The following is a 22,335-nucleotide window of genomic DNA, read 5'->3' as shown; positions in this document are numbered from 1 at the left end:
GCGTCATCCGCTCGTCGTCGCGCTGCGCGTGGCGGTGGGGCCGGGTGCTGCCTCGCCGCCCACGGCAGCCGGTTCCTCGACCCCGGCGTCGCGTTCGGCGGTCGCGCTCGAGCGCGCGGCGCGGAGCACGACCTCGAGCGGTGCGGCGTCGGCTCGGGCGAGGTCGGCGACTGCGGGCCCCTCGATGCGGCGTCCGCGGTGGTCGAACCGGGAGGCGTGCAGCGGGCAGTCCCAGGTCGACTCGGCGGCGTTCCAGTTCAGCACTCCGCCGAGGTGCGGGCACACGGCCGACACCTCGCACGTGTCGCCGCCGACCGTCGAGATGCCCACCGGGCGGAGTCCGCGCCGGGCGATGCCGCCGGCCCCCTCTGTGGGCGTGGGTGCGATCTCCGCCTCGGGGGAGCGGAGCGCGCCGACCCATCCCTGCACCGCCGCGACGCCGGTCCGGATGCCGGCCACGGCCCCGTTCGCGACGTCGGCGGGCCGGGTGAGCCGCGTGCCGATCGTGCGGGCCCAGTCGGGTCGGCGAGCGCCGAGGATCTCGTGCGAGATGCGGATGCCGGCGGCGACGCCGTTGGTGAGCCCCCACTTGCCGTACCCGGTGCCGAACCAGACGCGGCCGCGGCCGCGTGGCATCCGCCCGACGAACGGCACGGTGTTGAGCGAGTGGTAGTCCTGCGCGGCCCAGTGGTCGGGGTCGCCCGCTTCCGGCCACCAGGCGCGGGTCCAGTCGAGGATCTCGTCGAGCAGCTCGGCGGTGTCGGCGCGACCGGTCGGGTGGTCGCCCCCGCCGACGATGAGGCGGGTGCGTCCGCCCCAGTCGGCCGAGCGGATGCTGCGGGACGGGTCGTCGACCGACAGGTAGAGCCCGTCGGGCAGCCCGGTCCCACCGCCGCGCGATCCGGCCGGTCCCGCCGACGGCAGCTCGAACGACACGAGCATCGAGCGCACGCCGCTCGCCTTCGCCCAGTACAGGCCGCGGTCGAGGATGGGCGTGCCGGTCGCGATGACGACGGATCCGGCGGTGAAGACGCCCGCCGAGGTGCGCACGCGCACCGGGTCGGTCGCCCGCACGCCCAGCACCCGGATGCCGGTGACGAGGTCGCCGCCTGAGGCGACGAACAGCTCGGCGAGTCCGCGCATGAGCTCGGCCGGGTCGAGCGCGAGCTGTCCGTCGAGCGCCGCCGCCCCGGCGAGCGGGAACGGCACGTCGTCGGCGACATCGCGCACCCGCCGTACCGGCAACCCGGCTTCGCGCCCGGCGCGCACCTCGGCGTCGACGGCATCCAGTCCGTCGACGGACTGCGCGTAGCTGTACGCCGTCGCCTCGCGGAAGCCCACGCCGGCGCGCTCGCACGCGCGTCGCAGCCAGTCCTGCCCCGCCCGATTGGCTTGCGCATAGGCCCGGACCAGCGCCGCGGGGTGGTGCCGGCGGATGGTCGACAGCCGCGTGCCCTGCAGCAGGCTCGCCTTGCCGGTGTTGCGTCCGCTCGCGAGCGCGCCCGGGACGTCCTGCTCGAGCACGATGACGCGGCGGCCCGCGTCGCGGAGCATGATCGCCGTCGAGAGCCCGGTGATGCCCGCGCCGACGATGATCACGTCGGCGTGGTCGGGCACGCCGGGAAGGGCAGCAGCGGGCGCATCAGTGGTCGTCATGCGGCCAGTCAACGCCACGCGGCATCCGTCGTCACCCCCTTGAGCGAACGGATGCCGCAGGCTAGCGCCGCACGGGCGCCCTCAGCCGCGTGCGAGCAGCGCGGTCTTCAGCCGCACCGGGTCGAGCCGCCAGTAGGCGTGCATCTCGCCGTCGATGAGGAGCACGGGGATCTCCTCGGCGTACCGGGCGCGCAGCCCCTCGTCGTCGAGGATGCTCAGTTCGTCGAGCGTCGTGCGGGGCGAGCCGGGCGTGGCGGCGAGCTCCTCGCGCACGCAGGCGACCACCTCGCGTGCGTCGTCGCACAGGTGGCATCCGGGCTTGCCGATGAGGGTGAGACGGATGTCGCGGGGGGTCATGCGCTCAGGATACGTCGCCTGAAGGCAGCGAAAAGCGCCAGGCCGACGGCCTGACGCTTCGTGCCGATCGCCGGAGCGACCTACTTCTTGTTGCGACGCTGGTGGCGCGTCTTGCGAAGCAGCTTGCGGTGCTTCTTCTTCGCCATGCGCTTGCGACGCTTCTTGATGACGGAACCCACGAAAACCTCACAAAGATCCGAGTCGGCCGCGCGTGCCGCAGCCGAGGGCCGAAAGGCCTCGCGGTAGTCTAGCCCATTCGCCGATCAGGTCGCGAAACGCCCGGGTCGACGCGGGTGCGGCATCCGCTACCGTCGAGGGATGCCGCGACCCGAACTCGTGATCCGCACCACCGGCGAAGACGACTGGCAGGCGGTGCGCGCACTGCGACTCGAGATGCTGCGCGACACACCCATCGCCTACGCCGACACGCTCGAGCGGGCCCTCCAGTACGACGAGGCCGAGTGGCGCGTGCGGGCGCGCCGCGGCGAGGGGCCGAACCAGACCGTCGTCGTCGCCATCGAGGACGAGCGGTGGGTGGGCACCATGGGCTGCTACGTGCCGGATGCCGAGACCGGCCCGCTCCTCGTCGGCGTCTACGTGGCGCCCGACCGGCGCGGCGACGACGCCGGCGTGACGCGCGCGCTGCTCGCCGAGATCGAACGCTGGGCCTCGGAGCGAGCCGACACGCTCCGGCTCGAGGTGCACGAGGACAACCCGCGGGCGCGGCGGTTCTACGAGAAGCTCGGCTTCACGCTCACCGGGCACACCCGCCCGTACGAGCTGGAGCCCGGCGGGCTCGAACTCGAGATGGCGAAGCGACTGCGGTAGGTCGCCTAGCGGCGCTTCGTGGCGGCCACGACCGCCGTGACCTGGTGTGCGGTGTCGGCGAACGCCTTGCCGAGCGCCGAGGCGAACGCGCGCTGCTCCTGCCTGAGGCTCGCGTCGCCGGCCGCGTCGACGCCGGCGAGGGCGGCCGCATCGGCCGCGGCATCCGTCGACACGAACGGGATGAGCCAGTCCTCGAGCCGCTCGAGCGGCCCCCGGTCGAGCCGGTAGTAGCGGTGCTGGCCCTCCTCGCGCACGAACACGAGACCGGACTCGCGGAGCACCTTGAGGTGCTTGGACACCGTCGGCTGGCTGACGCCCAGGGCCGTCACGATCTCGCCCACGCTGATCTCGCCGTGCGACTCGGGTACCGAGGTCTCGCGGTCGAGGAGCACCCCGAGGATGTCGCGCCGGGTCGGATCCGCCACCACGTCGAAGATGTCCGCCATGCGTCAAGGGTAGTCACTCGCGACGGGGAGTACCATGACACACGCGTCGAGCGGAGGAGGGCGGATGGCCGCGCAGCCGGGGAGACGCCGTCGACCCTCGCAGCGCCCGCCCGGAGCGAGTCAGCGTCGCTCGTGGCTGGCCGGCGTCCGCGAAGCCGTCGACTCGCTGGTCCGCACGTCGCCCGCCCGCTTCGCGATCCTCATCTTCGCCGGACTCATCGGCATCACGACGCTCCTGCTGTCGCTGCCGATCGCGCGCGCCGGCGAGGTGAGCGCCACCCCGCTCGCCGACGCGCTCTTCACGGCGACCTCCACGATCTGCGTGACGGGCCTCACGACGGTGGACATGGCGACGTACTGGTCACCCTTCGGCAACGCGGTCATCTTCATCGGCATGAACATCGGCGGCATGGGCGTGCTGACGATGGCGTCGATCCTCGGCCTCGTGGTCTCACGCCGACTCGGCCTGCGTGCGCGGCTCATCGCCGCGAGCGACACGAACGCCGCCCGCGCGCACGCCGGACCCGTGTCGGAGCAGCAGGCGATCCGGCTCGGCGAGGTCGGCGGGCTGCTCGCGACCGTCGCGCTCAGCACGCTCGCGATCGAGTTCGTCATCTTCGTCGGCATGATCCCGAGCGTGCTCGCGCAGGGCTACGACTTCGGCACGAGCGTCTGGTACTCGGCCTACTACTCGGTCAGCGCGTTCACCAACACGGGCTTCAACCCGAACCCGCAGGGGCCGGTCGAGTTCTTCGACGACTACTGGTTCCAGTCGCTCATGATGCTCGCCGTGTTCCTCGGCAGCCTCGGGTTCCCGGTGATCTTCGCGCTGCTGCGCACGTGGCGGGTGCCGCGGCGCTGGAGCGTGCATGTGAAGCTCACGCTCACGACGACCATCAGCCTCTGGATCGCCGGCGCCCTCGCCTTCCTCGTGCTCGAGTACGACAACCCGAAGACCTACGGTGCGTTCGGGTTCGGCAAGACGCTGTACGAGGCGTTCTTCATGTCGACGATGACGCGGTCGGGCGGGTTCGCGACCATCGACATGGCCGACCTGTACGGCTCGAGCCTGCTCGTCACCGACATGCTCATGTTCGTCGGCGGCGGCTCGGCGTCGACCGCGGGCGGCATCAAGGTCACGACGCTCGCCGTGCTGTTCCTCGCCGCCTACGCCGAGGCCCGAGGCGCGCCCGCGATGGAGGCGTTCGGCCGCCGCATCCCGCGCGACATGCTGCGACTCGCGGTGAGCGTCGTGCTGTGGGGCGCGACGATCGTGGCCGTGTCGACGGTCATCATCGTGCAGATCACGAAGGCGCCGCTCGACTTCGTGCTGTTCGACGTCATCTCGGCGTTCGCGACCTGCGGACTGTCCACCGGCCTCACCGAGTCCCTCCCACCGGAGGGCAAGTACGTGATGGCTGCGACCATGTTCATGGGACGTGTCGGCACCGTCACGCTGGCCGCGGCCCTCGCGGCGGCGCAACGGCGCCAACTGTTCAAGCGACCGGAAGAGAGGCCCATCGTTGGTTGATCGCATCAAGCACGACGCCCCCGTGCTCGTCATCGGACTCGGCCGGTTCGGGGCGGCCACCGCTGGCCAGCTCGACCGACTCGGCCGCGAGGTGCTCGCGGTCGACGAGGACGAGAACCTCGTCCAGAAGTGGGCGGAGCGCGTGACGCACGCCGTCGTCGCGGACGCGCGCTCGCTCGAGGCGCTGAAGCAGATCGGCGCGCAGGAGTTCTCCATCGCGGTGTGCGCGGTCGGCTCCTCGATCGAGGCGTCGGTGCTCATCACCGCGAACCTCGTGGACCTGAAGATCCCGCAGATCTGGGCGAAGGCGATCTCGAGCTCGCACGGCAAGATCCTCGAGCGCATCGGCGCCAACCACGTGATCTACCCGGAGCGGCAGGCGGGCGAGCGCACCGCGCACCTGGTGAGCGGCCGCATGCTCGACTTCATCGAGTTCGACGACGACTTCGCGCTCGTGAAGATGTACCCGCCGAAGCCGATCCGCGGCAAGAACCTCACGGAGTCGGGCGTGCGCTCGAGGCACAACGTCACGGTGGTGGGCGTGAAGAGCCCCGGCAAGCCCTTCACGTACGCGACCGAGAAGACGGTGGTCTCGACGCACGACCTCATCATCGTGTCGGGCACCGAGGGCGACATCGAGCGGTTCGCCGCGCTCGAGTGACGGATGCCGCGACGCGGCGTCAGTCGATGAGGCCCGCGACCGTCGACGCGATCGTCGCGAGCAGGCCGATCGAGAGCAGGATCGCCGCGAGGCCGCCGAGCGCGCGCGGCAGCGGCGAGTCGGGCTGGAAGCGGAGCCGGTCGGGCGTGCGGCGCCGGTAGTACGCCGGCTGCGACTCCCCCGGCTCGATGTGCTGGCGCTCCTCCTCGTCGAGCGGCCGCTCGTGGAACTCGCCGCCCGCGAACCAGCGCACGCACCGCCCGGCGGGTCCGTCGGCGACGACGGCTTCGGTGGGCTCCCAGGTGCCGTCGACCATGCGTGCGAACGCGAACGCCAGCAGGCACAGGGCGCCGCCGACGAACGTGATCCACGCGACCACCTCGCCGACGAGCGCGATCACGACGAGCACACCCATGCGCTGAGCGTACCGGCGCGATCGGGCGACGGATGACGCGGGGCCCGCGCCGCGACATCCGCCCCTACCGTCGCGACCGCGCCGGGCGTACCATCCGCGCCATGACCACCGTGATCAGCACGCGCGCCCTCGAGAAGCGGTTCGGGCGGACGGTCGCCCTCGACGGGTTGGACCTCGAGGTGCGGGAGGGCGAGATCCACGGCTTCCTCGGGCCGAACGGTGCGGGCAAGTCGACGACGATCCGCATCCTCCTGGGGCTCGCACGACCCACCGGCGGGCAGGCCCGGCTGTTCGGCGACGACCCGTGGCGGAACGCCGCCGCGCTGCACCGGCGGGTCGCGTACGTGCCGGGCGACGTGAGCCTGTGGCCGAACCTCACGGGCGGCGAGGCGATCGACCTGCTCGCGCGTCTTCGCGGCGGCGTGACCGACCGGCGGACGTACGAGGAGCGGAAGGCGCGGCTGCTCGAGGCGTTCCAGCTCGATCCGCGCAAGAAGGGCCGGGCCTACTCCAAGGGCAACCGGCAGAAGGTCGCGCTCGTGGCCGCGCTGGCGACGCCGGCCGAGCTGTACATCCTCGACGAGCCGACGAGCGGCCTCGATCCGCTCATGGAGCAGGTGTTCAACCGGGAGATCACGCGCGCGGCGGGCGAGGGCGCGACGGTGCTGCTGTCGAGCCACATCCTGTCCGAGGTCGAGGTGCTGTGCGACCGCGTGACGATCATCCGGGCCGGGCGGCGGGTCGAGTCGGGGACGCTGCCGGAGCTGCGGCACCTCACCCGCTCGTCGGTCGCGTTCGCCCACCGCGCAGGGCAGGAGTCCGAGCTCGCCGCGCTCGAGGGCATCCACGACCTCGCCGTCGACGACGGCCGTGTGAGCTTCACGGTCGACAGCGATCGCATCGCGCACGTCCTCCCCGAACTCGGGCGTCTGGGCGTGCAGGGACTCACCGTCGCGCCGCCGTCGCTCGAGGAACTGTTCCTCCGCCACTACGGCGACGAGCTGTCGCCGGTGCGCGAGGGGGCGACCCGGTGAACCGGCTGGCGGTGCTCCTCGGGCACCGGATGCGACGCGATCGGGTGCAGCTGGCGCTCTGGATCGTCGGCACGGCGGCCCTCGCGCTCATGGCCACCACGGCCGTCGCCGACACGTTCGGCGACCGGGCCGAGCGCGAGTCGATCCTGCGGCTGACGATCCTCGCCCCGGCGATCCTCGTCTTCCGCGGCACGCCCAACGGGGCCGGTGAGGGCGAGTTCGCGATGTTCCTGATCCTCGCCTTCCTCGCGCTGCTCGCCGGGCTCATGAGCACCTTCCTCGCGGTGCGCCACACGCGCGGCGACGAGGAGCAGGGGCGCGCCGAACTCGTCGAGGCGACACCGGCCGGGCGCACGCTCCCGACGGCCGCGACCGTGGTGCACGGCGTGCTCGCGAACGCGCTGCTCGGCATCGCGGTCGCGCTCGGGTTCGCCGTGAGCGGGCTGCCCGCCGACGGCTCGGCGGTCGCGGGCGCTGCGGTCGCGGCGACCGGGCTCGCCTTCTTCGCGATCGGCCTCGTCGCCGCCCAGGTGTTCCGCACGTCGCGCGGGGCCAACGGGTTCTCGGTGGCGATCGTGCTCGCCGCGTACCTGGTCCGCGGCCTGGGCGATGCCCTGGGCACGGCGTCCGAGGACGGGCTGACCCGCACGGCCGCGTGGCCGAGCTGGCTGTCGCCGATCGGCTGGGCGCAGCGGACCGAGCCATTCGCGGCGAACGACCTCGCACCGCTGCTGCTGTCGGTCGGCGTCGCGGCGCTGCTCGTCGGCCTCGTCTTCGCGTTCCAGGCCGCTCGCGACAGTGGCGCGAGCATCCTGCCCGACGCGCAGGGCCGGTCGCACGCCGGTCCGCTGCTCGGCAGCGCGATCGGCCTCGCGTGGCGGCTCAACGCCGGCGCGATCCTCGCCTGGGCGGTGGGCGCGACGGTGTTCGGCGTGCTGGCCACGACGATGTCGCCGCTCGTCGACGAGATCGGCTCGGACGCGCCGGCGATCGCCGAGACACTCCGACGGTTCGCGGGCGAGACCGCCTCGTTCGAGGAGGCGTTCGTCACGACCTTCTTCACGATGGTCGGCATCCTCGCCGCCGCCGCGGCACTCCAGGCGGTCATGCGCGCCCGGCTGGAGGAGGCGCACGGCACGGCCGAGCCCGTGCTGGCCGCACCCGTCGCCCGGGAGCGCTGGCTCGGCGGGTACGCCGCGGTCGCCACGATCGCCGCGGCCGTGGTCGTCGGCCTCTCCGCGGTCGGCGCGGTGGTCGGCGCGCAGAGCACCGACGACCCGGGCGCGACGACCGAGCTCGCGCTGCGCGCGGCGGTCGCGCAGCTCCCGGCGGCGCTCGTCTACCTCGGTGCCGTGCTCCTGCTGTTCGTGCTCGCCCCGCGACTCGTCATCCCGTTGGGCTGGGCGCTGCTCGCGCTCGGGGCGTTCTTCGGCGTGTTCGGCGAGCTGCTCGGCATCCCCGAGTGGATGCACGAGCTGTCGCCGTTCGCGCACGTGCCGGTGCCCGTCGGTGGCGACGTCGACTGGACCGGCGGGTCGTGGCTGCTCGCGATCGCGGTCGGGCTCGTCGCGGCATCCGTCGTGGGGATGCGCCGCCGCGAGCTCGTCACCGAGGGCTGACCGCGGGCCGGCCGCGGGGCCGACCGCGCGACGCCCCGCGTACCCTTGACGGGTGCAGTGCCCGTACTTCGACGCGGGGCGATGCCGGTCGTGCTCGCTCATGGGTCGGCCGTACCCGGCCCAGCTCGCCGACAAGCAGGCGCTCGCCGAGCAGCTGCTCGCCCCGTTCGACGTGCCGGCGTGGCTGCCGCCCGTGGCCTCCGGCGAGCGCGACTACCGGAACAAGGCGAAGATGGTCGTCGGCGGCACGGTCGAGGCACCGACGATCGGCATCCTCGACGCCGACGGGCACGGCGTCGACCTGCAGGCGTGCGGCATCTGCTCGCCCGGGCACCGGGCCGCGTTCCCCGTGCTCGCGCGGTTCATCACGCTCGCGCGCATCACGCCGTACGACGTCGCCGCCCGGCGCGGCGAGCTCAAGCACGTGATCGTCACGGAATCACCCGACGGCGAGCTCATGGTGCGCTTCGTGCTGCGCTCGACCGAGCCCCTCGGCCGCATGCGCAAGCACCTGCCGACGCTGCTCGCCGAGCTGCCGAACGCGCGCGTCGTCACCGCGAACCTGCTGCCCGAGCACAAGGCCGTGCTCGAGGGCGCCGACGAGGTCGTGCTCACCGAGGCCGACACCCTCCCCATGCGGCTGAACGACGTGACCATGCACCTGCGCCCGCAGAGCTTCTTCCAGACCAACACCGCGATCGCCGAGGCGCTCTACGCCGAGGCGCGCGACTGGATCCGCGACCTCGCGCCCGAGGACGCGTGGGACCTCTACTCCGGCGTCGGCGGGTTCGCGCTGCACCTTGCCGACCGCGCGGGGCGCACCGAGGTCACCGGCATCGAGACGAGCGTCGAGGCGGTCGCGAGCGCCGAGCTGAGCCGAACGGATGCCGCGCTCTCGCGGATCCGCTTCGCCGCGGGTGACGCGACCGCGTACGCCCTGGCCGCGGCATCCGCCCCCGACCTCGTGGTCGTGAACCCGCCGCGACGCGGGATCGGCGCCGAACTCGCGGGCTGGCTCGAGCGGTCGGATGCCGCGCACGTGCTCTACTCGTCGTGCAACGTCGCGTCGCTCGCGAAGGACCTCGCGGCCATGCCGTCGCTGCGGCCCGTGAAGGCGCGCGTGTTCGACATGTTCCCGCAGACGACCCACTTCGAGGTCATGGTCCTCCTCGCCCGCACCTGAAGCGTTTCTCAGGACGCCCGGCCGGAAACGGCACCGTTCTCAGGAGGACAGGCCGCCCGCGTTCGCGACCCGCCGCATAACTCCTGAGAAACGCACGCACGCACGCACGTCCTGGGAAGGGGCGGCGGGCCTAGGCGCCGGCGGCGAGCTCGCGGGCGCGGGCGAGGGCCGCGTCGGTCGCGCGGTCGAAGAGGCCGGCGAGGTCGGCCTCCTGCAGGACGGCGACCGCGCGTTCGGTGGTGCCCTTCGGGCTCGTCACCCGGCGCCGCAGTTCGGCCGGGTCGTCACCGGATGCCGCGAGCAGCTCGCTCGCCCCGCGGAACGTGCCCTGCACCATGACCGCCGCCTGTTCCGGCGTGAAGCCCTTCGCGACGGCCGTCTTCGTGAACTCCTCGATGAGCAGGAACACGTAGGCGGGGCCGGAGCCGGAGATCGTGGACAGCGCGTCGAGCTGCGCCTCGGGCACCACGAGCACCTCCCCGACGGTCTCGAACATCGACACCACGAGCGCCAGGTCGGCGTCGCCCGACCGGGTGCCCGCCGAGACGCCGGTCACCGCGCGACCCACGACCGCGGGCGTGTTCGGCATCGTGCGGACCACCGAGACGTGCGACGGGAGGTGGGACTCGAAGGTCGCGACCGTCACCCCGGCGGCGACGCTCACCACGACCGCGCCCGGCTCGAGCGCGTCGGCGATCTCGTCGAGCAGGTCGGGCACCATACCCGGCTTCACCGCGACCACCACGAGCTTCGCGCCGGCGACCGCGCGACGGTTCGCCTCGGCATCCGCCTCGGTCGCGTACGCGGTGACCCGCGGCTCGTCATCGAACTCGGCCGCCTTCGCCGCCGACCGGTTCGTCGCGCGGATGCCGCCGGCGACCTCGACGTGCGGCTGGAGCAGCCCCGCGAGGATGGCGCGGGCCATCGAACCGGCCCCCAGGAAGGCGATCGCGGGCAGGTCAACGGGCTGGCGGGAGGTCATGGCGACCATCCTAGGATTGGCCCATGAGCGCATCCGGCGGCACGAAGGCGATCCTTGCGGCATTCCTCGCGAACACCGGCATCGCCGTGACGAAGTTCATCGCGTGGCTCGTCTCGGGGTCGGCGTCGATGCTCGCCGAGGCCGTGCACTCGGTCGCCGACGCCGGCAACCAGCTGCTGCTGTTCCGCGGCGGTCGCAAGGCCCGCAAGGAGGCCGACCGCGAGCACCCGTTCGGCTACGGCCGCGAGCGGTACGTGTACGCCTTCGTGGTCTCGATCATCCTCTTCGCCCTCGGCGGCATGTTCTCGATCTACGAGGGCGTGCAGAAGATCCTCGACCCGCACGAGATCACCAACGCATGGGTGCCGCTGACGGTGCTGGCCATCGCGATCGTGCTCGAGGCGTTCTCGCTGCGCACGGCCGTGCGGGAATCGAACCGGGTGCGCGGCAAGCAGAGCTGGGTGCAGTTCGTGCGCCGCGCGAAGGCCCCCGAACTCCCGGTGGTGCTGCTCGAGGACGTCGCGGCGCTCGTCGGTCTCGTCTTCGCGATGTTCGGCGTCGGCCTGACGGTGATCACGGGCGACACGATCTTCGACGCGATCGGCACGCTCATGATCGGCACGCTGCTCGTCGTCATCGCGATCATCCTCGGCATCGAGACGAAGAGCCTCCTCGTCGGCGAGGGCGCAAGCGAGGGCGACGTGAGCCGCATCGAGGAGGCGATCCTCGCGGGTCCCGAGGCCGAACGCATCATCCACATGAAGACCCTCTACCTCGGTCCCGACGAGCTGCTCGTCGCCGCCAAGCTCGGGTTCCACGCCGACCTGCGCCTGCAGGAGGTCGCGACGGCCGTGAACGTCATCGAGCGCCGCATCCGCGACGCCGTGCCGGCCGCCCGGGTCATCTACCTCGAACCCGACATCTGGGTCGACCCGAACCTGCAGGCGCCGCCCACCGACGCCATCGTCATCAAGGGGCTCGAGTGACGGATGCCGCCGGCCGCCCGACCGCGCTCGTCCTCCGCCACGACTCCGCCATCGGCCTCGGCAACCTCGGGCCCGTCCTGGAGGAGCACGGCTACGAGCTCGTCGTCGTCGACGCCCCTCGGGAGGACGTGACGGCGATCGACGCGCTCGAACCCGACCTGGTCGTGGTGCTCGGCGGCGACGAGGCCGCGTACGAGACCGACCGCTACCCGTACGTCGGGCACGAGATCGAGTTGCTCCGGCAGCGGGTCGCCGCGGGGGCGCCCGTCTTCGGCGTCTGCCTCGGGGCCCAGATGCTCGCCGAGGCGATGGGTTCCCGCGCGTACCGCGGCCCTCGCAAGGAGGTCGGCTGGCTCGGCGTCGACCTCACCGAGGCGGGGGCGTCGTCGCCGGTGCGCCACGCGCGCGGCATCCGCTTCGTGCAGTGGCACGGCGACACGTTCGACCTGCCGGAGGGCGTCGAGCGGCTCGCGTCGTCGCCGCAGTACGCGAACCAGGCGTTCCGTGCGGGCGACTGGCTGCTCGCGGTGCAGTTCCACCCCGAGGTGACGCCGGCGATCCACGAGAACTGGCTGGCCGCGTGGGGCGACGAACTGCCCGAGTACGACCTCACGGTCGAGCGCATGCGCGCGCTGCAGGGCGAGTACGGCCCGGCGGCGGAGGCGGCCTCGCGCGCGATCCTCGGCGAGTTCCTCGACGGGCTGGGTCAGGGCCGGCGCGCCGGGTCCTCGAAGAAGTCGACGAGCAGCTTCGACGCGGCATCCGCTGCGACGCCCGCGTAGACCTCGACGCGGTGGTTGAGCCGCCGGTCGCGCAGCACGTCGTAGAGCGAACCGCCCGCGCCCGCCTTCTCGTCCCACGCGCCGAACACGACGGTCGGCACGCGCGCGGCCAGGATGGCGCCCGCGCACATCACGCACGGCTCGAGGGTGACGACGAGCGTGCAGTCGGTGAGGTGCCGGTCGCCGGTGACGCGGGCGGCCTCGCGGATCGCGAGCAGCTCGGCGTGCGCCGTCGGGTCGCGGTGCAGTTCGCGCTCGTTGCGTCCGGTCGCGATGACCTCGCCGTCGCGCACGACCACGGCGCCCACGGGCACGTCGCCGGTGGCGAGGGCGGCGGATGCCTCGGCGAGGGCGAGCCGCATCCACTCGACGTGCTCCGGGCGGGGCAGCGGCATCCGTTCGGCCCTTTCTCACCGGCGGGCGGCCCCACCGTCTTCACGCGCGGGAACCCCCCGCAACTAGACTCGAGCCTATGCGAGTCCATGTTGCCGACCACCCGCTCATCACCCACAAGCTGACGGTGCTCCGCGACTCGCAGACCACCTCCCCCGTCTTCCGCGCGCTGGTCGAGGAGCTCATGACCCTCCTCGCGTACGAGGGCACGCGCGACGTCCGCGTCGAACCGGTCGACATCATCACGCCCGTCGCGCCGACCACGGGGGTGCGCATCGCCGACCCGAAGCCGCTCATCGTGCCGATCCTCCGTGCGGGGCTCGGCATGCTCGAGGGCATGGTCAAGCTGCTGCCGTCGGCCGAGGTCGGATTCCTCGGCATGGCACGCAATGAAGAGACGCTCGAGCCGACGACGTACGCCGAGCGCCTGCCCGACGACCTGTCGGGCCGGCAGTGCTTCGTGCTCGATCCGATGCTCGCGACGGGCGGATCGCTGATCGCGGCGATCGACTTCCTCCTGCAGCGGGGGGCGACGGATGTCACGGCCATCTGCATCCTCGCCGCGCCGGAGGGGCTCGAGGCGGTCGAGAAGGCCATGTACGGGCGCGACGTGACGGTCGTGCTCGGCGCGGTCGACGAGAAGCTCAACGAGCACGGCTACATCGTGCCGGGCCTCGGCGACGCCGGCGACCGCCTCTACGGCACCGTCTGAGTCGCCGGTCGCGTCGCGCCTGCCAAGGTGGGCGCGGGTGTGCTAGCGCGCCTCACATCGCAGGATCTTCGTCGTGAGACACGCCGTCGCGGATGTGATCTGGCGAAATTCGACGAAGTCGCCGGATATCGAAGGATCTTGCATACGACTGGACGGGTGCGCGGAACCCCTCTGCCCCACGCAGGGCGCGCGCACCGCGTGCGACGTCGCGACGCGTCATCCGTCGTCACTATTTGACACATCCTCGGCGTCCCGGTTGACTTCCCCCATGACTGACACCGCACGCACCCTGATCGCCCTCGAGGCTCAGAGGTCTGCCGGCACGATGATGCCGGCGCGTGCGCCCATGTGTTGTCGAATGTGCCGCTGACCAGCGAACCCCCCGCCGAGTCACGCGACTGATCCCACCCCGATCGGCGCGGCTCCGTCGAACCCGATGCGCTTCCGGGTTCTCCCGGCCCATCTCGCGGCCATCGCTCCGACCCCATGACCGGGGTCCACGACGCATCCTCAGCACTAGGAATCCGCCATGTCTCTCACGCTCGCCCGTCCCGTCCGCACCACCCACCCCGCCGTGCGCACCGCGCACCCCGCCGCCTACGTGCCGCAGCCCGCCGCTCGCCCGGTCGCCGCACCCGCACCGACGCCTCGAGCCGCCTCGGTGCCGGCCTCGCCCGCTCCGGCGGTCGAGCGCTCGGCGCCCCGCGTCCGCGCGGTGCCCGAGGGCACCGAGGCCCGCGGCTTCGTGCTGTACGTCGGCATCGACGAGGCGAAGGCCGAGGCCGACGGCACGAGCCTGCACCGCATCGTCGAGGCCCTCCGCACCCTCACCGCCGAGCTCGCGCCGTCGGCCGAGACCTACGCCGCCGTCGCGCTCGCGCCGGAGGGTGCTGGCGGCCGCGACGTCGACGTCGTCCGCCTGGCCCTGCAGGACCCGGCGGCGCTCGCCAAGCAGCGCGAGGAGCAGGGCTCGGGGCTGCGCGCCGACGCCGACCGCCACCCCGACGGCGTGATCATCGACATCTCGCGCAAGCGGGTGCTGCTCGACGGCGAGCCGGCCGGCCTCACCTACAAGGAGTTCGAGCTGCTGCAGTACCTCGTGCTCCGCGAGGGTCGCACCATCGACCGCCACGAACTCATCGACGGGCTGTGGTCGGACGAGGACGACGTCCCCAACGAGCGCACCATCGACGTGCACGTGCGCCGCCTGCGCGCGAAGCTCGGTCACTACCAGGACATCGTCCGGACGGTTCGCGGGGTCGGATACCGCTTCGACCGGCACGCGGACGTCTCGATCCGCCAGGCCTCCACGCCGAGCCCGGACGTCTTCTAGGACGCCCCGCATTCGGGGCACAGAGGACTAGCGCCCGTTACCTTTCCGTTATATATTCGGAGTGCGCCGGTTGTTTGCTGTGGCGGCCGGCGCGGAATGTGATTGCAGGACACTCTTGGTGCAAGGGCGAGGGCCGGTCGTCAGCCTCTACGACCGGCCCTCAACCGTTCCCCGGCGCGGTTTCCCCCAGAAGGGGTGACGTGCGCGCACGGTCCCCCGCACCGGGCCCGCGCTTCCCTATCCTTGACAGACCGGCGGCACGTCGCCTCGACGGCGTGGCAGCCGGGACGACCCGAGGAAGGAGCACGGCGTGGGGGATCGCGCGGCGGCGGTGGCGGCATGGGAGGCGCTGTTCCGCGCCCAGGTGCAGGTGATGCGCGGACTCGCCGCCGAGTTCCCGACCGAGGTGATGTCGTTCAACGAGTACGACGTCCTGCTCTACCTCTCCCGGGCTCCCAACCGGTCGCTCCGACTCAAGGAGCTCAACCGCCACGTGCTCATCTCCCAGCCGAGCGTGAGCCGGCTCATCGACCGCCTCGCCGGGCGCGGGCTCGTCGAGAAGTCCGACGACCCGAACGACGGCCGCGGCACCCTGGTCCGCCTGACCCCGTACGGGTTCGAGCAGTTCCGGCGCGCCGCCATCCTGCACATGCAGTCGATCACCGACCGCGTCGGCACCGCCCTCGAGGACGATGAGCTGCGCGAGCTGACCGCCCTGTGCGACCGGCTCCGCGAGGCGCAGGAGGAACGCGCGGCTCGGACGCGCTCGAACACGCCGGCCGTGGACTGACCGCGCGTCGAGGGGACGCGCGGGCAGTGCCGCGCGTCACTCCTTGTTGAGCTTGTCCTGGATGCGGCCGGCCACCTTCTCCACGGTGTCGGGCACGTCGGTCGTGCCGTAGAACCGCGCGTCGGGATGGGTCGGCGGCGGCATCGGAGCGGAGGTCGTCGGGCCGTCGTGGTAGCTGAACTCGCCCTTGCCGTCGGGCGTGGGGCCGGACGCCCAACCGCCCTCCGCAGCGGCGGCCCCGTCGCTGAAGTTGAGGTATTGGTAGGCGACGTCGCGGTTCTCCTTGGAGAGCGGGAAGTTGCTCGGCACGGGCAGTTCCTCGACGCCCTCCTCGCGGAGTTCCGCCGCGGCGGCGAGCCACTGGTTCTGGTGCATGGTGTCGCGCGCGAGGAGGAACCCGAGCAGGTCCCGGATGCCGTGGTCGTCGGTCATGTGGTACAGCCGCGCGACCTGGATGCGTCCCTGCATCTCGGCGTTGGCGTTCGCGGTGAAATCGGCCAGCAGGTTGCCGCTCGCGGTGATGTAGCTCCCCTGCCACGGGTTGCCGTTGCTGTCCACCGGGCGCGCTCCGGCCCCGGCGACGATTCCCTGCTGCACGTCGGTGCCGCCGATGACCGCGGCCACCGTCGGGTCGTCCTGGACGGCATCGCCGGTGATGCCGAGCGGCGCCTTCTCGAGGAGCTGGGCGATCATCACGGCGAGCATCTCGACATGACCCATCTCCTCCGCTCCGATTCCGAACACCAGGTCGCGGTACTTGCCCGGCAGGTGCATGTTCCACGCTTGGAACTGGTATTGCATGGCCACGGTGATCTCGCCGTACTGTCCGCCGAGCACCTCCTGGAGCTTGCGCGCGTAGACGGCGTCCGGTGCGTCGGGCTTCGCGGAGTGCTGGAGTTCCTGTCGGTGGAAGAACATGGATGATCCCCTCGTTCGTGACGTTCAGTCGACGCAGGCGCGCACTGAAGCCCACCGAACGACGGAAGCGGCGAATCGCCGATGCCCTCCCCTGGCGGACGTGGGGGCCACGGTACGTTCCGGGCTCGTCGGCGTTGAGGGGCTTGACAGTCCGCTCGCGGAGATCGATCCTGAGCTCCCGTCACGGGAATGACGGTGGGGCGGGAACCCTACCTCCCGCCCCACCGCGGCCTCGCAAGAGGCCCTCCCCGCCGAGCGACCCGAACTGAGCTCGGCGAGCTGGATCCCGAGCGACCTCTGCTGGGACATCCGGTCGCATGTGGCGTCTTTCGACGACTGCCGGGCTCGGGAACCCGGCTCGGGTGTTGAGCGATCGTATCGTCCCGCGCGTGCCCGGCACACCGCCCCAGACCGGGGGTCACGCCCGGACGGCCCGGGTCAGCCCTCGCGCGGCGCGCCCTCGGGCCAGTCGACCGACGCCTCGTAGCCATCGTGGCGACGCAGGTACGCGGCGATGAACGGGCAGCGCGGCACGATGCGCTCCCCGCGGGAGACCGCGTCGTCCAGGACGTGGCGGGCGAGCATGCTGCCCAGCCCCTGCCCCTCGCGGCCGGGGAACACCACCGTGTGGGTGAACACGATGGTGCCCGCCGGCCGGATGCGGAACTCGGCGAATCCGGCGAGGTCGCCGTCGACGTGCATCTCGTAGCGGCGAGCCTCGTCGTCTCGACGGAACCGCACCCCGGTGTCGGTCACGACTCGACCGGCTGGATGGACTCGCCGCCCGCGGCGACGGACCGCGCCGAGTCGGCCGACTCGACGACGACCTTGCGCGGCTTGGCCTTCTCGCTCACCGGGATGGTGACGCTGAGCACGCCGTTGGCGTAGCTGGCCGAGATGCGCTCGGTGTCGACGCCCTGGCCGAGGCTCAGCTGGCGCAGGAACGAGGCGGCCTCGCGCTCGCGCGTGATCCACTTGACGTCGTCGCCCGAGGGCAGCGTGCGCTCGGCGCGGATCGTGAGCAGCTGCCCGTCGACGTCGATGTCGACCGAGCCCGGGTCGATGCCCGGCAGGTCGGCGGTCAGCACGTAGTGGTCGCCGTCGCGGTACAGGTCCATCGGCATGCGACGCGGCCCTCGGCGCGTCGTGTCGAAGATCGCGGACGCGAGGCGGTCCAGGTCGCGGAACGGGTCGTTGGTGGCCATGATCGGATCTCCTTTCGGTCGCGGCGAAGTTGAGTCGAATCGACTCATGCTCACCACAATCGTACGAATTGAGTCGGCTCGACTCAAGTTCTGATCGGAGTCAACCGCGCGAACGCCTCGGCCATTCCCGGCGGTGAGACGACGGATGCCGCGCGGCGGGCGGGTCCACCCGGCGCACCCGCCGGCTCGCGCACCGAAGTGCCGTCTGCGACGCCGCCCAGCGGGTCCTCGGCCAGTTCCTCGGCCGTTTCCTCGGCCAGTTCGTCGACCAGCGGCTCGAGCTCGGCGAGCTCGTGGATCACCACCGGGTGCGTCGTCACGACGAGCGTGATCAGCCAGACGAAGACGAGGGCGAACGCGACGATCTCGAAGACCGTGAGCGAGACGAGTCCCAGCCGGTCGTAGATGACGAACGCCGACACCTCGAGCGCGAGCGACGCCCGCGACGTCCGGACCAGCACCCGCGGCATCCGTCGCACCAGGACGGGCGTGAGCGAGGCGAGCAGCGCGAACGCCGCACCGGCGCCGCAGGCGAACACGTTGTGCAGCACCTCGTCGGTGTCGATCGGCACGACGCCCACCCCGGCGAGCGCGACGCCGATGACGGCGATGAGCGCCCGGACGGTCGGCACCGCGCCGCGCCGGGCGTCGTAGGCGCGTCGGGCGATGCCGCTGGCGAGTCGGCCCGACATCGCGGCCATGGCACCGCCGGAGAGGATGAGGGCGAGGTTGAAGCACGCCGCGGCGATGTCGTTCGAGGTGCCCAGCGTGCTGAAGTTCAGGGACCACCAGTCGCCCGTCGAGGTCAGGCTCATGCTCGCCAGGCAGCCGGCCGCGAGCAGCATGGCGACCACGTTGAACGACCGGTACGCCGACTGCCGGTGCGCCCGCCGGTGCACGGCGCCCGTGACGGCGGCCAGCGCTCCCGCGATCAGCGCGGCCGCCACGACCGCACCGCCGGGAAGCGGGGTGAAGGCATCCCCGGCCGCGCCGACCGCGAGCGCGGCGATCGCCGCCCACACCGCGGCGTTGGCCGCGGCACGACCGCCGCTCGTGAGCCGGAGGGTGCCGCGCGACGCGACCTCGGCCCGGGGCTGGTGATCGGCGCCGGCGACGATGAGCGCCCCGAGCAGCACGGTCGCGACGACCACCGCGACGATGAGGCACGCGGTGGCCACCGCCGCATCGACCGCATCGATCGCCCGTCCCGACCATCGCAGCAGCAACTGCACGACGGCGACGGCCACCGCGAATGCGATGGCCGTCATGGCGGCGAGCATCGCCGCGCGACGGATGATCGGCGCCTGGCCGATCGTGGTGGTACCCCTCATAGTCGACCCCGATCGCGGAAGACAAGCCGGTTCCGAGGGTAACCGGGACACCCGAGTGCGCGACATCGCGTTTCGCCTCGGGACGGCCCGCCGGGGCCCGTGACCGCCGCAGATCCGCGTGATCACGCGGAAAGCGCGGTTGTCCCCCAAACCGGGGGACACGGGCCCGGAATGGTGCAGTCTTGACGTATGGCACGCCTGGGAACCGACGCCGCACGAGATCTCGCCGACATCCGCCGGGCGCTGCCCGCGGCATCCGTCACCGCCGACGCGGCGTTCGGTGCGCGTCTCGCCGCGCACTTCCCCGCCCTGCACGGGCTGTTCCGACGCCTGTACGGCGACCGGCCCGACGCGCTCGAGGCCCTGACGGGCGTCATCGCCGACGCCGGTGCGTCGTGGGCGGCCCGTCCGGCCGACCTCAAGGCCGCCGACGCCCGCCGCGAGCAGGACACCGGATGGTACCTGTCGAACGGGATGCTCGGCGGGGTCTGCTACGTCGACCGCTACGCGGGCGACCTCGAGGGGGTTCGCGCGAAGATCCCGGAGTTCGTGGAGCTCGGCCTCACCTACCTGCACCTCATGCCGCTGTTCGCGGTGCCCGAGGGCAACTCCGACGGAGGTTACGCGGTCACCAGCTACCGGGCGGTCGCCCCGCACCTCGGCACCATCGACGACCTGCAGCAGCTCGCGACCGAACTCCGCGCCAACGGCATCTCGCTCGTGCTCGACTTCATCTTCAACCACACGGCGTCGAACCACGAGTGGGCCGAACGCGCGGTCTCGGGCGACCCCGCGTACGAGGACTTCTACCTGATCTTCCCCGACCGCACGATGCCCGACGCCTACGAGCGGACCGTGCGGGAGATCTTCCCCGACGACCACCCCGGCTCGTTCGTGCAGCTGCCCGACGGCCGCTGGATCTGGGCGACGTTCCACTCGTTCCAGTGGGACCTGAACTACGCCAACCCCGCGGTGTTCCGCGCGATGGCCGGCGAGATGCTCTTCCTCGCGAACCTCGGCGTCGACGTGCTGCGCATGGACGCGGTCGCGTTCATCTGGAAGCGACTCGGCACGCCGTGCGAGTCGCTCCCGGAGGCGCACCTGCTGCTGCAGGCGTTCAACGCCGTGCTGCGCATCGCCGCACCGAGCCTGCTGTTCAAGTCCGAGGCGATCGTGCACCCCGACGAGGTCGTCGAGTACATCTCGCTCGGCGAGTGCCAGCTCTCGTACAACCCACTGCAGATGGCACTCACCTGGGAGGCGCTCGCGACGCGCGACCCGCGGATGCTGCGGCAGGCGCTGGAGCGCCGGCACGCCCTGCCGGACGGGTGCGCGTGGGTCAACTACGTGCGCGGCCACGACGACATCGGCTGGACCTTCGCCGACGAGGATGCCGCCGAGTTCGGCATCGACGGGTTCGACCACCGCCGGTTCCTCAACGCGTTCTACGTCGACCGCTTCCCGGGCAGCTTCGCGCGCGGCGTGCCCTTCCAGGAGAACCCGCGCACGGGCGACGCGCGCGTGGCCGGCACCACCGCCTCGCTCGCCGGCATCGAGGCCGGCGACCCGCACGGCGTCGACCGGGTGCTGCTCGCCCACGCGATCGCACTGTCGACGGGCGGCATCCCGCTCATCTACCTCGGCGACGAGGTCGCGCAGCAGAACGACTACTCGTACGTCGACGACCCGGCGCTCGCCGACGACAGCCGCTGGGTGAACCGCCCGCACTACCCCGCCGAGGCGTACGCGCGCCGCCACGACCCGTCGACCCCGGAAGGCGCAGTGTACGCGGGGCTGCGTCGCCTCGTGCAGGTGCGGCGCTCCACGCCCGAGCTCGCGGGCGGGCGGCTCGTCCCGTTCGACGCGAAGCACCCCACGGTGCTCGGCTACCAGCGGCCGGGCGGGGCGGATGCCGCGGCATCCGCCGACACCACGGTCGTGCTCTGCCTGGCCAACGTGGGCGACGCGCCCGCGGCCGTCGACGCACTCACCCTCTCCGGGTTCGGGCCGGAGGCGCACGAACTCCTCACCGACCGTCGGATCACGCTCGAGCGCGGCATCGTGCTCGAGCCCTGCCACGTCGCCTGGCTGAGGGTGCGGACCGCCGACGCACCGCCGCGCTTCTGACGCGACCGGTCTCGGCCGGAAACGACGAACGGCCCGCCGAAGCGGGCCGTTCAGTGGTTCCGCGCGCCCGGAGGGACTCGAACCCCCAACCTTCTGATCCGTAGTCAGATGCTCTATCCATTGAGCTACGGGCGCATGGGATGCCGCCTGCGCGATCTCCGCTCATCAGGCAACCCCGTTACTCTAACCCACCCGCCGCCGCGGCGCCAATCGACGGCCGCGCACCCCGCGTCAACCCCGTGCCGAGAAGCGCTGCTCCGGGAGTACGTTCCGAGCATGAGACTCGTGTTCACCGCGTGGGTGGTCGGCATCTTCGCCGGGCTCGCCTACATGTTCGCCGTCGTCGCCCTCGGGAGGTAGGCCATGCGCGTCCGTCAGCACCTGCTCAGCATCTTCTTCGCCGTCATCTTCCTGGTCGCGCTCGCGCTGCAATCCATCGCGGGCCTGCTCGTGACGAACGAGGAGCGATCGACGCACGATCAGCCGCAGCTCACCTGGCTCGACTTCGTGACCTCGTCCGACTTCGTCGTGGACGTCTCGGAGAACTGGCAGTCGGAGTACCTCCAGTTCTTCCTGTTCATCCTCGCCACCATCTGGCTCGTGCAGAAGGGCTCCCCGGAGTCGAAGCAGCCCGGCGAGGAGGGCGTCGGCTCCGACAAGGAGTCGCTGGTCGGCCGGTACGCGGTCGACGGATCACCGACGTGGGCCCGCGCCGGTGGCTGGAAGCTCTGGTTCTACAGCAACTCGCTGCTCATCACGATGGGGGCGATCTTCCTCCTGTCGTGGTTCGTGCAGGCGCTCTCCGGCCTGAACTTCTTCAACGAGGAGCAGGCGATGCACGGTGAGCCGCCCATCGTGCTGGCCGAGTACCTGACGAACCCGGATTTCTGGAATCGGACCCTGCAGAACTGGCAATCGGAGTTCCTGGCGGTGGGCAGCATGGTCGCACTCTCGATCGTGCTGCGACAGCGCGGGTCGAGCGAGTCGAAGCCCGTCGGCACTCCGCACGAGATCACCTCGGTCGAGAACTGAACGGATGCCGCGAG

At 71.8% G+C, this 22,335-nt stretch carries 24 protein-coding genes and 1 tRNA gene; 13 read left to right on the top strand and 12 right to left on the bottom strand.

The genetic code is table 11. The features are described 5' to 3' along the window. Positions 1-3: 3 nt before the first annotated feature. From RH861_RS02915 to RH861_RS02905, 3 genes are all read right to left on the bottom strand, one after another. Positions 4-1,656, bottom strand: a complete 1,653-nt coding sequence (locus RH861_RS02915) for an FAD-dependent oxidoreductase (protein ID WP_310519671.1) — start codon at positions 1,654-1,656, stop codon at positions 4-6. 81 nt (positions 1,657-1,737) lie between these two features. Next, entirely contained in the window at positions 1,738-2,013 is a 276-nt protein-coding gene (locus tag RH861_RS02910) for a glutaredoxin family protein (RefSeq protein ID WP_310519670.1), read from the bottom strand. An 80-nt stretch (positions 2,014-2,093) separates the two neighbouring features. Next, the gene (locus RH861_RS02905; protein WP_003792170.1) at positions 2,094-2,192 is read right to left on the bottom strand and encodes a 30S ribosomal protein bS22; all 99 of its coding nucleotides are present in this window, start codon (positions 2,190-2,192) and stop codon (positions 2,094-2,096) included. Positions 2,193-2,331: 139 nt separating this feature from the next. On the opposite strand from RH861_RS02905, the gene RH861_RS02900 reads away from it, so the two are divergent. Further along, positions 2,332-2,841, top strand: a complete 510-nt coding sequence (locus RH861_RS02900; RefSeq protein WP_310519669.1) for a GNAT family N-acetyltransferase — start codon at positions 2,332-2,334, stop codon at positions 2,839-2,841. Positions 2,842-2,846: 5 nt separating this feature from the next. On the opposite strand, the gene RH861_RS02895 is transcribed toward RH861_RS02900, so the two are convergent. Beyond that, positions 2,847-3,287, bottom strand: coding sequence for an ArsR/SmtB family transcription factor (locus tag RH861_RS02895; RefSeq protein WP_310519668.1), 441 nt, complete (start codon positions 3,285-3,287; stop codon positions 2,847-2,849). Positions 3,288-3,351: 64 nt separating this feature from the next. On the opposite strand from RH861_RS02895, the gene RH861_RS02890 reads away from it, so the two are divergent. Further along, positions 3,352-4,818 carry a TrkH family potassium uptake protein gene (locus RH861_RS02890; RefSeq protein WP_310519667.1) on the top strand — a complete coding sequence of 489 codons (1,467 nt, stop codon included), beginning with the start codon at positions 3,352-3,354 and terminating at the stop codon, positions 4,816-4,818. Next, positions 4,811-5,479 carry a potassium channel family protein gene (locus RH861_RS02885; RefSeq protein ID WP_067948273.1) on the top strand — a complete coding sequence of 223 codons (669 nt, stop codon included), beginning with the start codon at positions 4,811-4,813 and terminating at the stop codon, positions 5,477-5,479. The genes RH861_RS02890 and RH861_RS02885 overlap by 8 nt, the downstream gene beginning before the upstream one ends. A 19-nt stretch (positions 5,480-5,498) precedes the next feature. Here RH861_RS02885 and RH861_RS02880 read toward each other — a convergent pair whose 3' ends face one another. Continuing rightward, positions 5,499-5,894 (bottom strand): hypothetical protein, encoded by a 396-nt coding sequence (locus tag RH861_RS02880; protein WP_067948271.1) that lies wholly within the window; start codon positions 5,892-5,894, stop codon positions 5,499-5,501. A gap of 101 nt (positions 5,895-5,995) precedes the next feature. On the opposite strand from RH861_RS02880, the gene RH861_RS02875 reads away from it, so the two are divergent. From RH861_RS02875 to rlmC, 3 genes are read left to right on the top strand one after another with little or no spacing between them, the layout of a single operon-like run. Beyond that, the gene (locus RH861_RS02875; protein WP_310519666.1) at positions 5,996-6,928 is read left to right on the top strand and encodes an ABC transporter ATP-binding protein; all 933 of its coding nucleotides are present in this window, start codon (positions 5,996-5,998) and stop codon (positions 6,926-6,928) included. Then, positions 6,925-8,547, top strand: a complete 1,623-nt coding sequence (locus RH861_RS02870) for an ABC transporter permease (RefSeq protein WP_310519665.1) — start codon at positions 6,925-6,927, stop codon at positions 8,545-8,547. Before RH861_RS02875 ends, RH861_RS02870 begins: the two co-directional genes overlap by 4 nt. A 52-nt stretch (positions 8,548-8,599) precedes the next feature. Continuing rightward, entirely contained in the window at positions 8,600-9,730 is a 1,131-nt protein-coding gene (rlmC, locus tag RH861_RS02865; RefSeq protein WP_310519664.1) for a 23S rRNA (uracil(747)-C(5))-methyltransferase RlmC, read from the top strand. Between the two features lie 130 nt (positions 9,731-9,860). On the opposite strand, the gene proC is transcribed toward rlmC, so the two are convergent. Continuing rightward, positions 9,861-10,712 carry a pyrroline-5-carboxylate reductase gene (proC, locus tag RH861_RS02860; protein WP_310519663.1) on the bottom strand — a complete coding sequence of 284 codons (852 nt, stop codon included), beginning with the start codon at positions 10,710-10,712 and terminating at the stop codon, positions 9,861-9,863. A gap of 23 nt (positions 10,713-10,735) precedes the next feature. Here proC and RH861_RS02855 point away from each other — a divergent pair, with 23 nt between their 5' ends. Together RH861_RS02855 and RH861_RS02850 are read left to right on the top strand one after the other, a co-directional pair. Continuing rightward, on the top strand, positions 10,736-11,698 hold the full coding sequence (locus RH861_RS02855; RefSeq protein ID WP_310519662.1) for a cation diffusion facilitator family transporter: 963 nt from the start codon (positions 10,736-10,738) through the stop codon (positions 11,696-11,698). Next, positions 11,695-12,480, top strand: a complete 786-nt coding sequence (locus tag RH861_RS02850) for a glutamine amidotransferase-related protein (RefSeq protein WP_310519661.1) — start codon at positions 11,695-11,697, stop codon at positions 12,478-12,480. Before RH861_RS02855 ends, RH861_RS02850 begins: the two co-directional genes overlap by 4 nt. Here RH861_RS02850 and tadA read toward each other — a convergent pair. Further along, entirely contained in the window at positions 12,405-12,875 is a 471-nt protein-coding gene (tadA, locus tag RH861_RS02845; protein WP_310519660.1) for a tRNA adenosine(34) deaminase TadA, read from the bottom strand. The genes RH861_RS02850 and tadA overlap by 76 nt on opposite strands. Before the next feature lie 77 nt (positions 12,876-12,952). Here tadA and upp point away from each other — a divergent pair, with 77 nt between their 5' ends. The 3 genes from upp (at position 12,953) to RH861_RS02830 (ending at position 15,708) form a co-directional block, all read left to right on the top strand. Then, positions 12,953-13,585, top strand: a complete 633-nt coding sequence (gene upp / locus RH861_RS02840) for a uracil phosphoribosyltransferase (protein ID WP_310519659.1) — start codon at positions 12,953-12,955, stop codon at positions 13,583-13,585. Positions 13,586-14,114: 529 nt separating this feature from the next. Beyond that, positions 14,115-14,918: a winged helix-turn-helix domain-containing protein gene (locus RH861_RS02835; protein ID WP_310519658.1), complete on the top strand. Its 804-nt coding sequence runs from the start codon at positions 14,115-14,117 to the stop codon at positions 14,916-14,918. Positions 14,919-15,228: 310 nt separating this feature from the next. Then, positions 15,229-15,708 (top strand): MarR family winged helix-turn-helix transcriptional regulator, encoded by a 480-nt coding sequence (locus RH861_RS02830; RefSeq protein WP_248597960.1) that lies wholly within the window; start codon positions 15,229-15,231, stop codon positions 15,706-15,708. Positions 15,709-15,744: 36 nt separating this feature from the next. Here RH861_RS02830 and RH861_RS02825 read toward each other — a convergent pair whose 3' ends face one another. From RH861_RS02825 to RH861_RS02810, 4 genes are all read right to left on the bottom strand, one after another. Beyond that, complete coding sequence (locus tag RH861_RS02825; protein ID WP_310519657.1) at positions 15,745-16,626, bottom strand: manganese catalase; 882 nt, start codon at positions 16,624-16,626, stop codon at positions 15,745-15,747. Positions 16,627-17,064: 438 nt separating this feature from the next. Then, the gene (locus RH861_RS02820; protein ID WP_310519656.1) at positions 17,065-17,382 is read right to left on the bottom strand and encodes a GNAT family N-acetyltransferase; all 318 of its coding nucleotides are present in this window, start codon (positions 17,380-17,382) and stop codon (positions 17,065-17,067) included. Beyond that, the gene (locus RH861_RS02815) at positions 17,379-17,831 is read right to left on the bottom strand and encodes an Hsp20/alpha crystallin family protein (RefSeq protein WP_310519655.1); all 453 of its coding nucleotides are present in this window, start codon (positions 17,829-17,831) and stop codon (positions 17,379-17,381) included. Before RH861_RS02815 ends, RH861_RS02820 begins: the two co-directional genes overlap by 4 nt. A gap of 83 nt (positions 17,832-17,914) precedes the next feature. Next, positions 17,915-19,162, bottom strand: a complete 1,248-nt coding sequence (locus RH861_RS02810; protein ID WP_310519654.1) for a DUF998 domain-containing protein — start codon at positions 19,160-19,162, stop codon at positions 17,915-17,917. Positions 19,163-19,351: 189 nt separating this feature from the next. Here RH861_RS02810 and RH861_RS02805 point away from each other — a divergent pair, with 189 nt between their 5' ends. After that, positions 19,352-21,289 carry an alpha-amylase family protein gene (locus RH861_RS02805; RefSeq protein WP_310519653.1) on the top strand — a complete coding sequence of 646 codons (1,938 nt, stop codon included), beginning with the start codon at positions 19,352-19,354 and terminating at the stop codon, positions 21,287-21,289. A gap of 62 nt (positions 21,290-21,351) precedes the next feature. On the opposite strand, the gene RH861_RS02800 is transcribed toward RH861_RS02805, so the two are convergent. Next, positions 21,352-21,424 (bottom strand) — tRNA-Arg (locus tag RH861_RS02800). A gap of 228 nt (positions 21,425-21,652) precedes the next feature. Between RH861_RS02800 and RH861_RS02795 the strand changes: the two genes are divergently transcribed. Further along, positions 21,653-22,321: a DUF6766 family protein gene (locus tag RH861_RS02795; protein WP_310519652.1), complete on the top strand. Its 669-nt coding sequence runs from the start codon at positions 21,653-21,655 to the stop codon at positions 22,319-22,321. The last annotated feature ends 14 nt before the right edge of the window (positions 22,322-22,335 follow it).

The sequence above is a fragment of the Agromyces indicus genome (assembly GCF_031432295.1).
Classification (GTDB): domain Bacteria; phylum Actinomycetota; class Actinomycetes; order Actinomycetales; family Microbacteriaceae; genus Agromyces; species Agromyces indicus.
This window is presented reverse-complemented; position numbering and strand designations above follow the sequence as displayed.

Excerpts from the sequence above, each read along its gene's own strand:
- proC (WP_310519663.1), bottom strand. The coding sequence starts at position 10,712 with ATGACCTCCCGCCAGCCCGTTGACCTGCCCGCGATCGCCTTCCTGGGG.
- RH861_RS02835 (WP_310519658.1), top strand. The coding sequence starts at position 14,115 with ATGTCTCTCACGCTCGCCCGTCCCGTCCGCACCACCCACCCCGCCGTG.
- upp (WP_310519659.1), top strand. The coding sequence starts at position 12,953 with ATGCGAGTCCATGTTGCCGACCACCCGCTCATCACCCACAAGCTGACG.
- RH861_RS02810 (WP_310519654.1), bottom strand. The coding sequence starts at position 19,162 with ATGAGGGGTACCACCACGATCGGCCAGGCGCCGATCATCCGTCGCGCG.
- RH861_RS02825 (WP_310519657.1), bottom strand. The coding sequence starts at position 16,626 with ATGTTCTTCCACCGACAGGAACTCCAGCACTCCGCGAAGCCCGACGCA.
- RH861_RS02890 (WP_310519667.1), top strand. The coding sequence starts at position 3,352 with ATGGCCGCGCAGCCGGGGAGACGCCGTCGACCCTCGCAGCGCCCGCCC.
- RH861_RS02855 (WP_310519662.1), top strand. The coding sequence starts at position 10,736 with ATGAGCGCATCCGGCGGCACGAAGGCGATCCTTGCGGCATTCCTCGCG.
- RH861_RS02875 (WP_310519666.1), top strand. The coding sequence starts at position 5,996 with ATGACCACCGTGATCAGCACGCGCGCCCTCGAGAAGCGGTTCGGGCGG.
- RH861_RS02895 (WP_310519668.1), bottom strand. The coding sequence starts at position 3,287 with ATGGCGGACATCTTCGACGTGGTGGCGGATCCGACCCGGCGCGACATC.
- RH861_RS02900 (WP_310519669.1), top strand. The coding sequence starts at position 2,332 with ATGCCGCGACCCGAACTCGTGATCCGCACCACCGGCGAAGACGACTGG.
- RH861_RS02795 (WP_310519652.1), top strand. The coding sequence starts at position 21,653 with ATGCGCGTCCGTCAGCACCTGCTCAGCATCTTCTTCGCCGTCATCTTC.
- RH861_RS02805 (WP_310519653.1), top strand. The coding sequence starts at position 19,352 with ATGGCACGCCTGGGAACCGACGCCGCACGAGATCTCGCCGACATCCGC.
- RH861_RS02910 (WP_310519670.1), bottom strand. The coding sequence starts at position 2,013 with ATGACCCCCCGCGACATCCGTCTCACCCTCATCGGCAAGCCCGGATGC.
- tadA (WP_310519660.1), bottom strand. The coding sequence starts at position 12,875 with ATGCCGCTGCCCCGCCCGGAGCACGTCGAGTGGATGCGGCTCGCCCTC.
- RH861_RS02915 (WP_310519671.1), bottom strand. The coding sequence starts at position 1,656 with ATGACGACCACTGATGCGCCCGCTGCTGCCCTTCCCGGCGTGCCCGAC.
- RH861_RS02815 (WP_310519655.1), bottom strand. The coding sequence starts at position 17,831 with ATGGCCACCAACGACCCGTTCCGCGACCTGGACCGCCTCGCGTCCGCG.
- RH861_RS02880 (WP_067948271.1), bottom strand. The coding sequence starts at position 5,894 with ATGGGTGTGCTCGTCGTGATCGCGCTCGTCGGCGAGGTGGTCGCGTGG.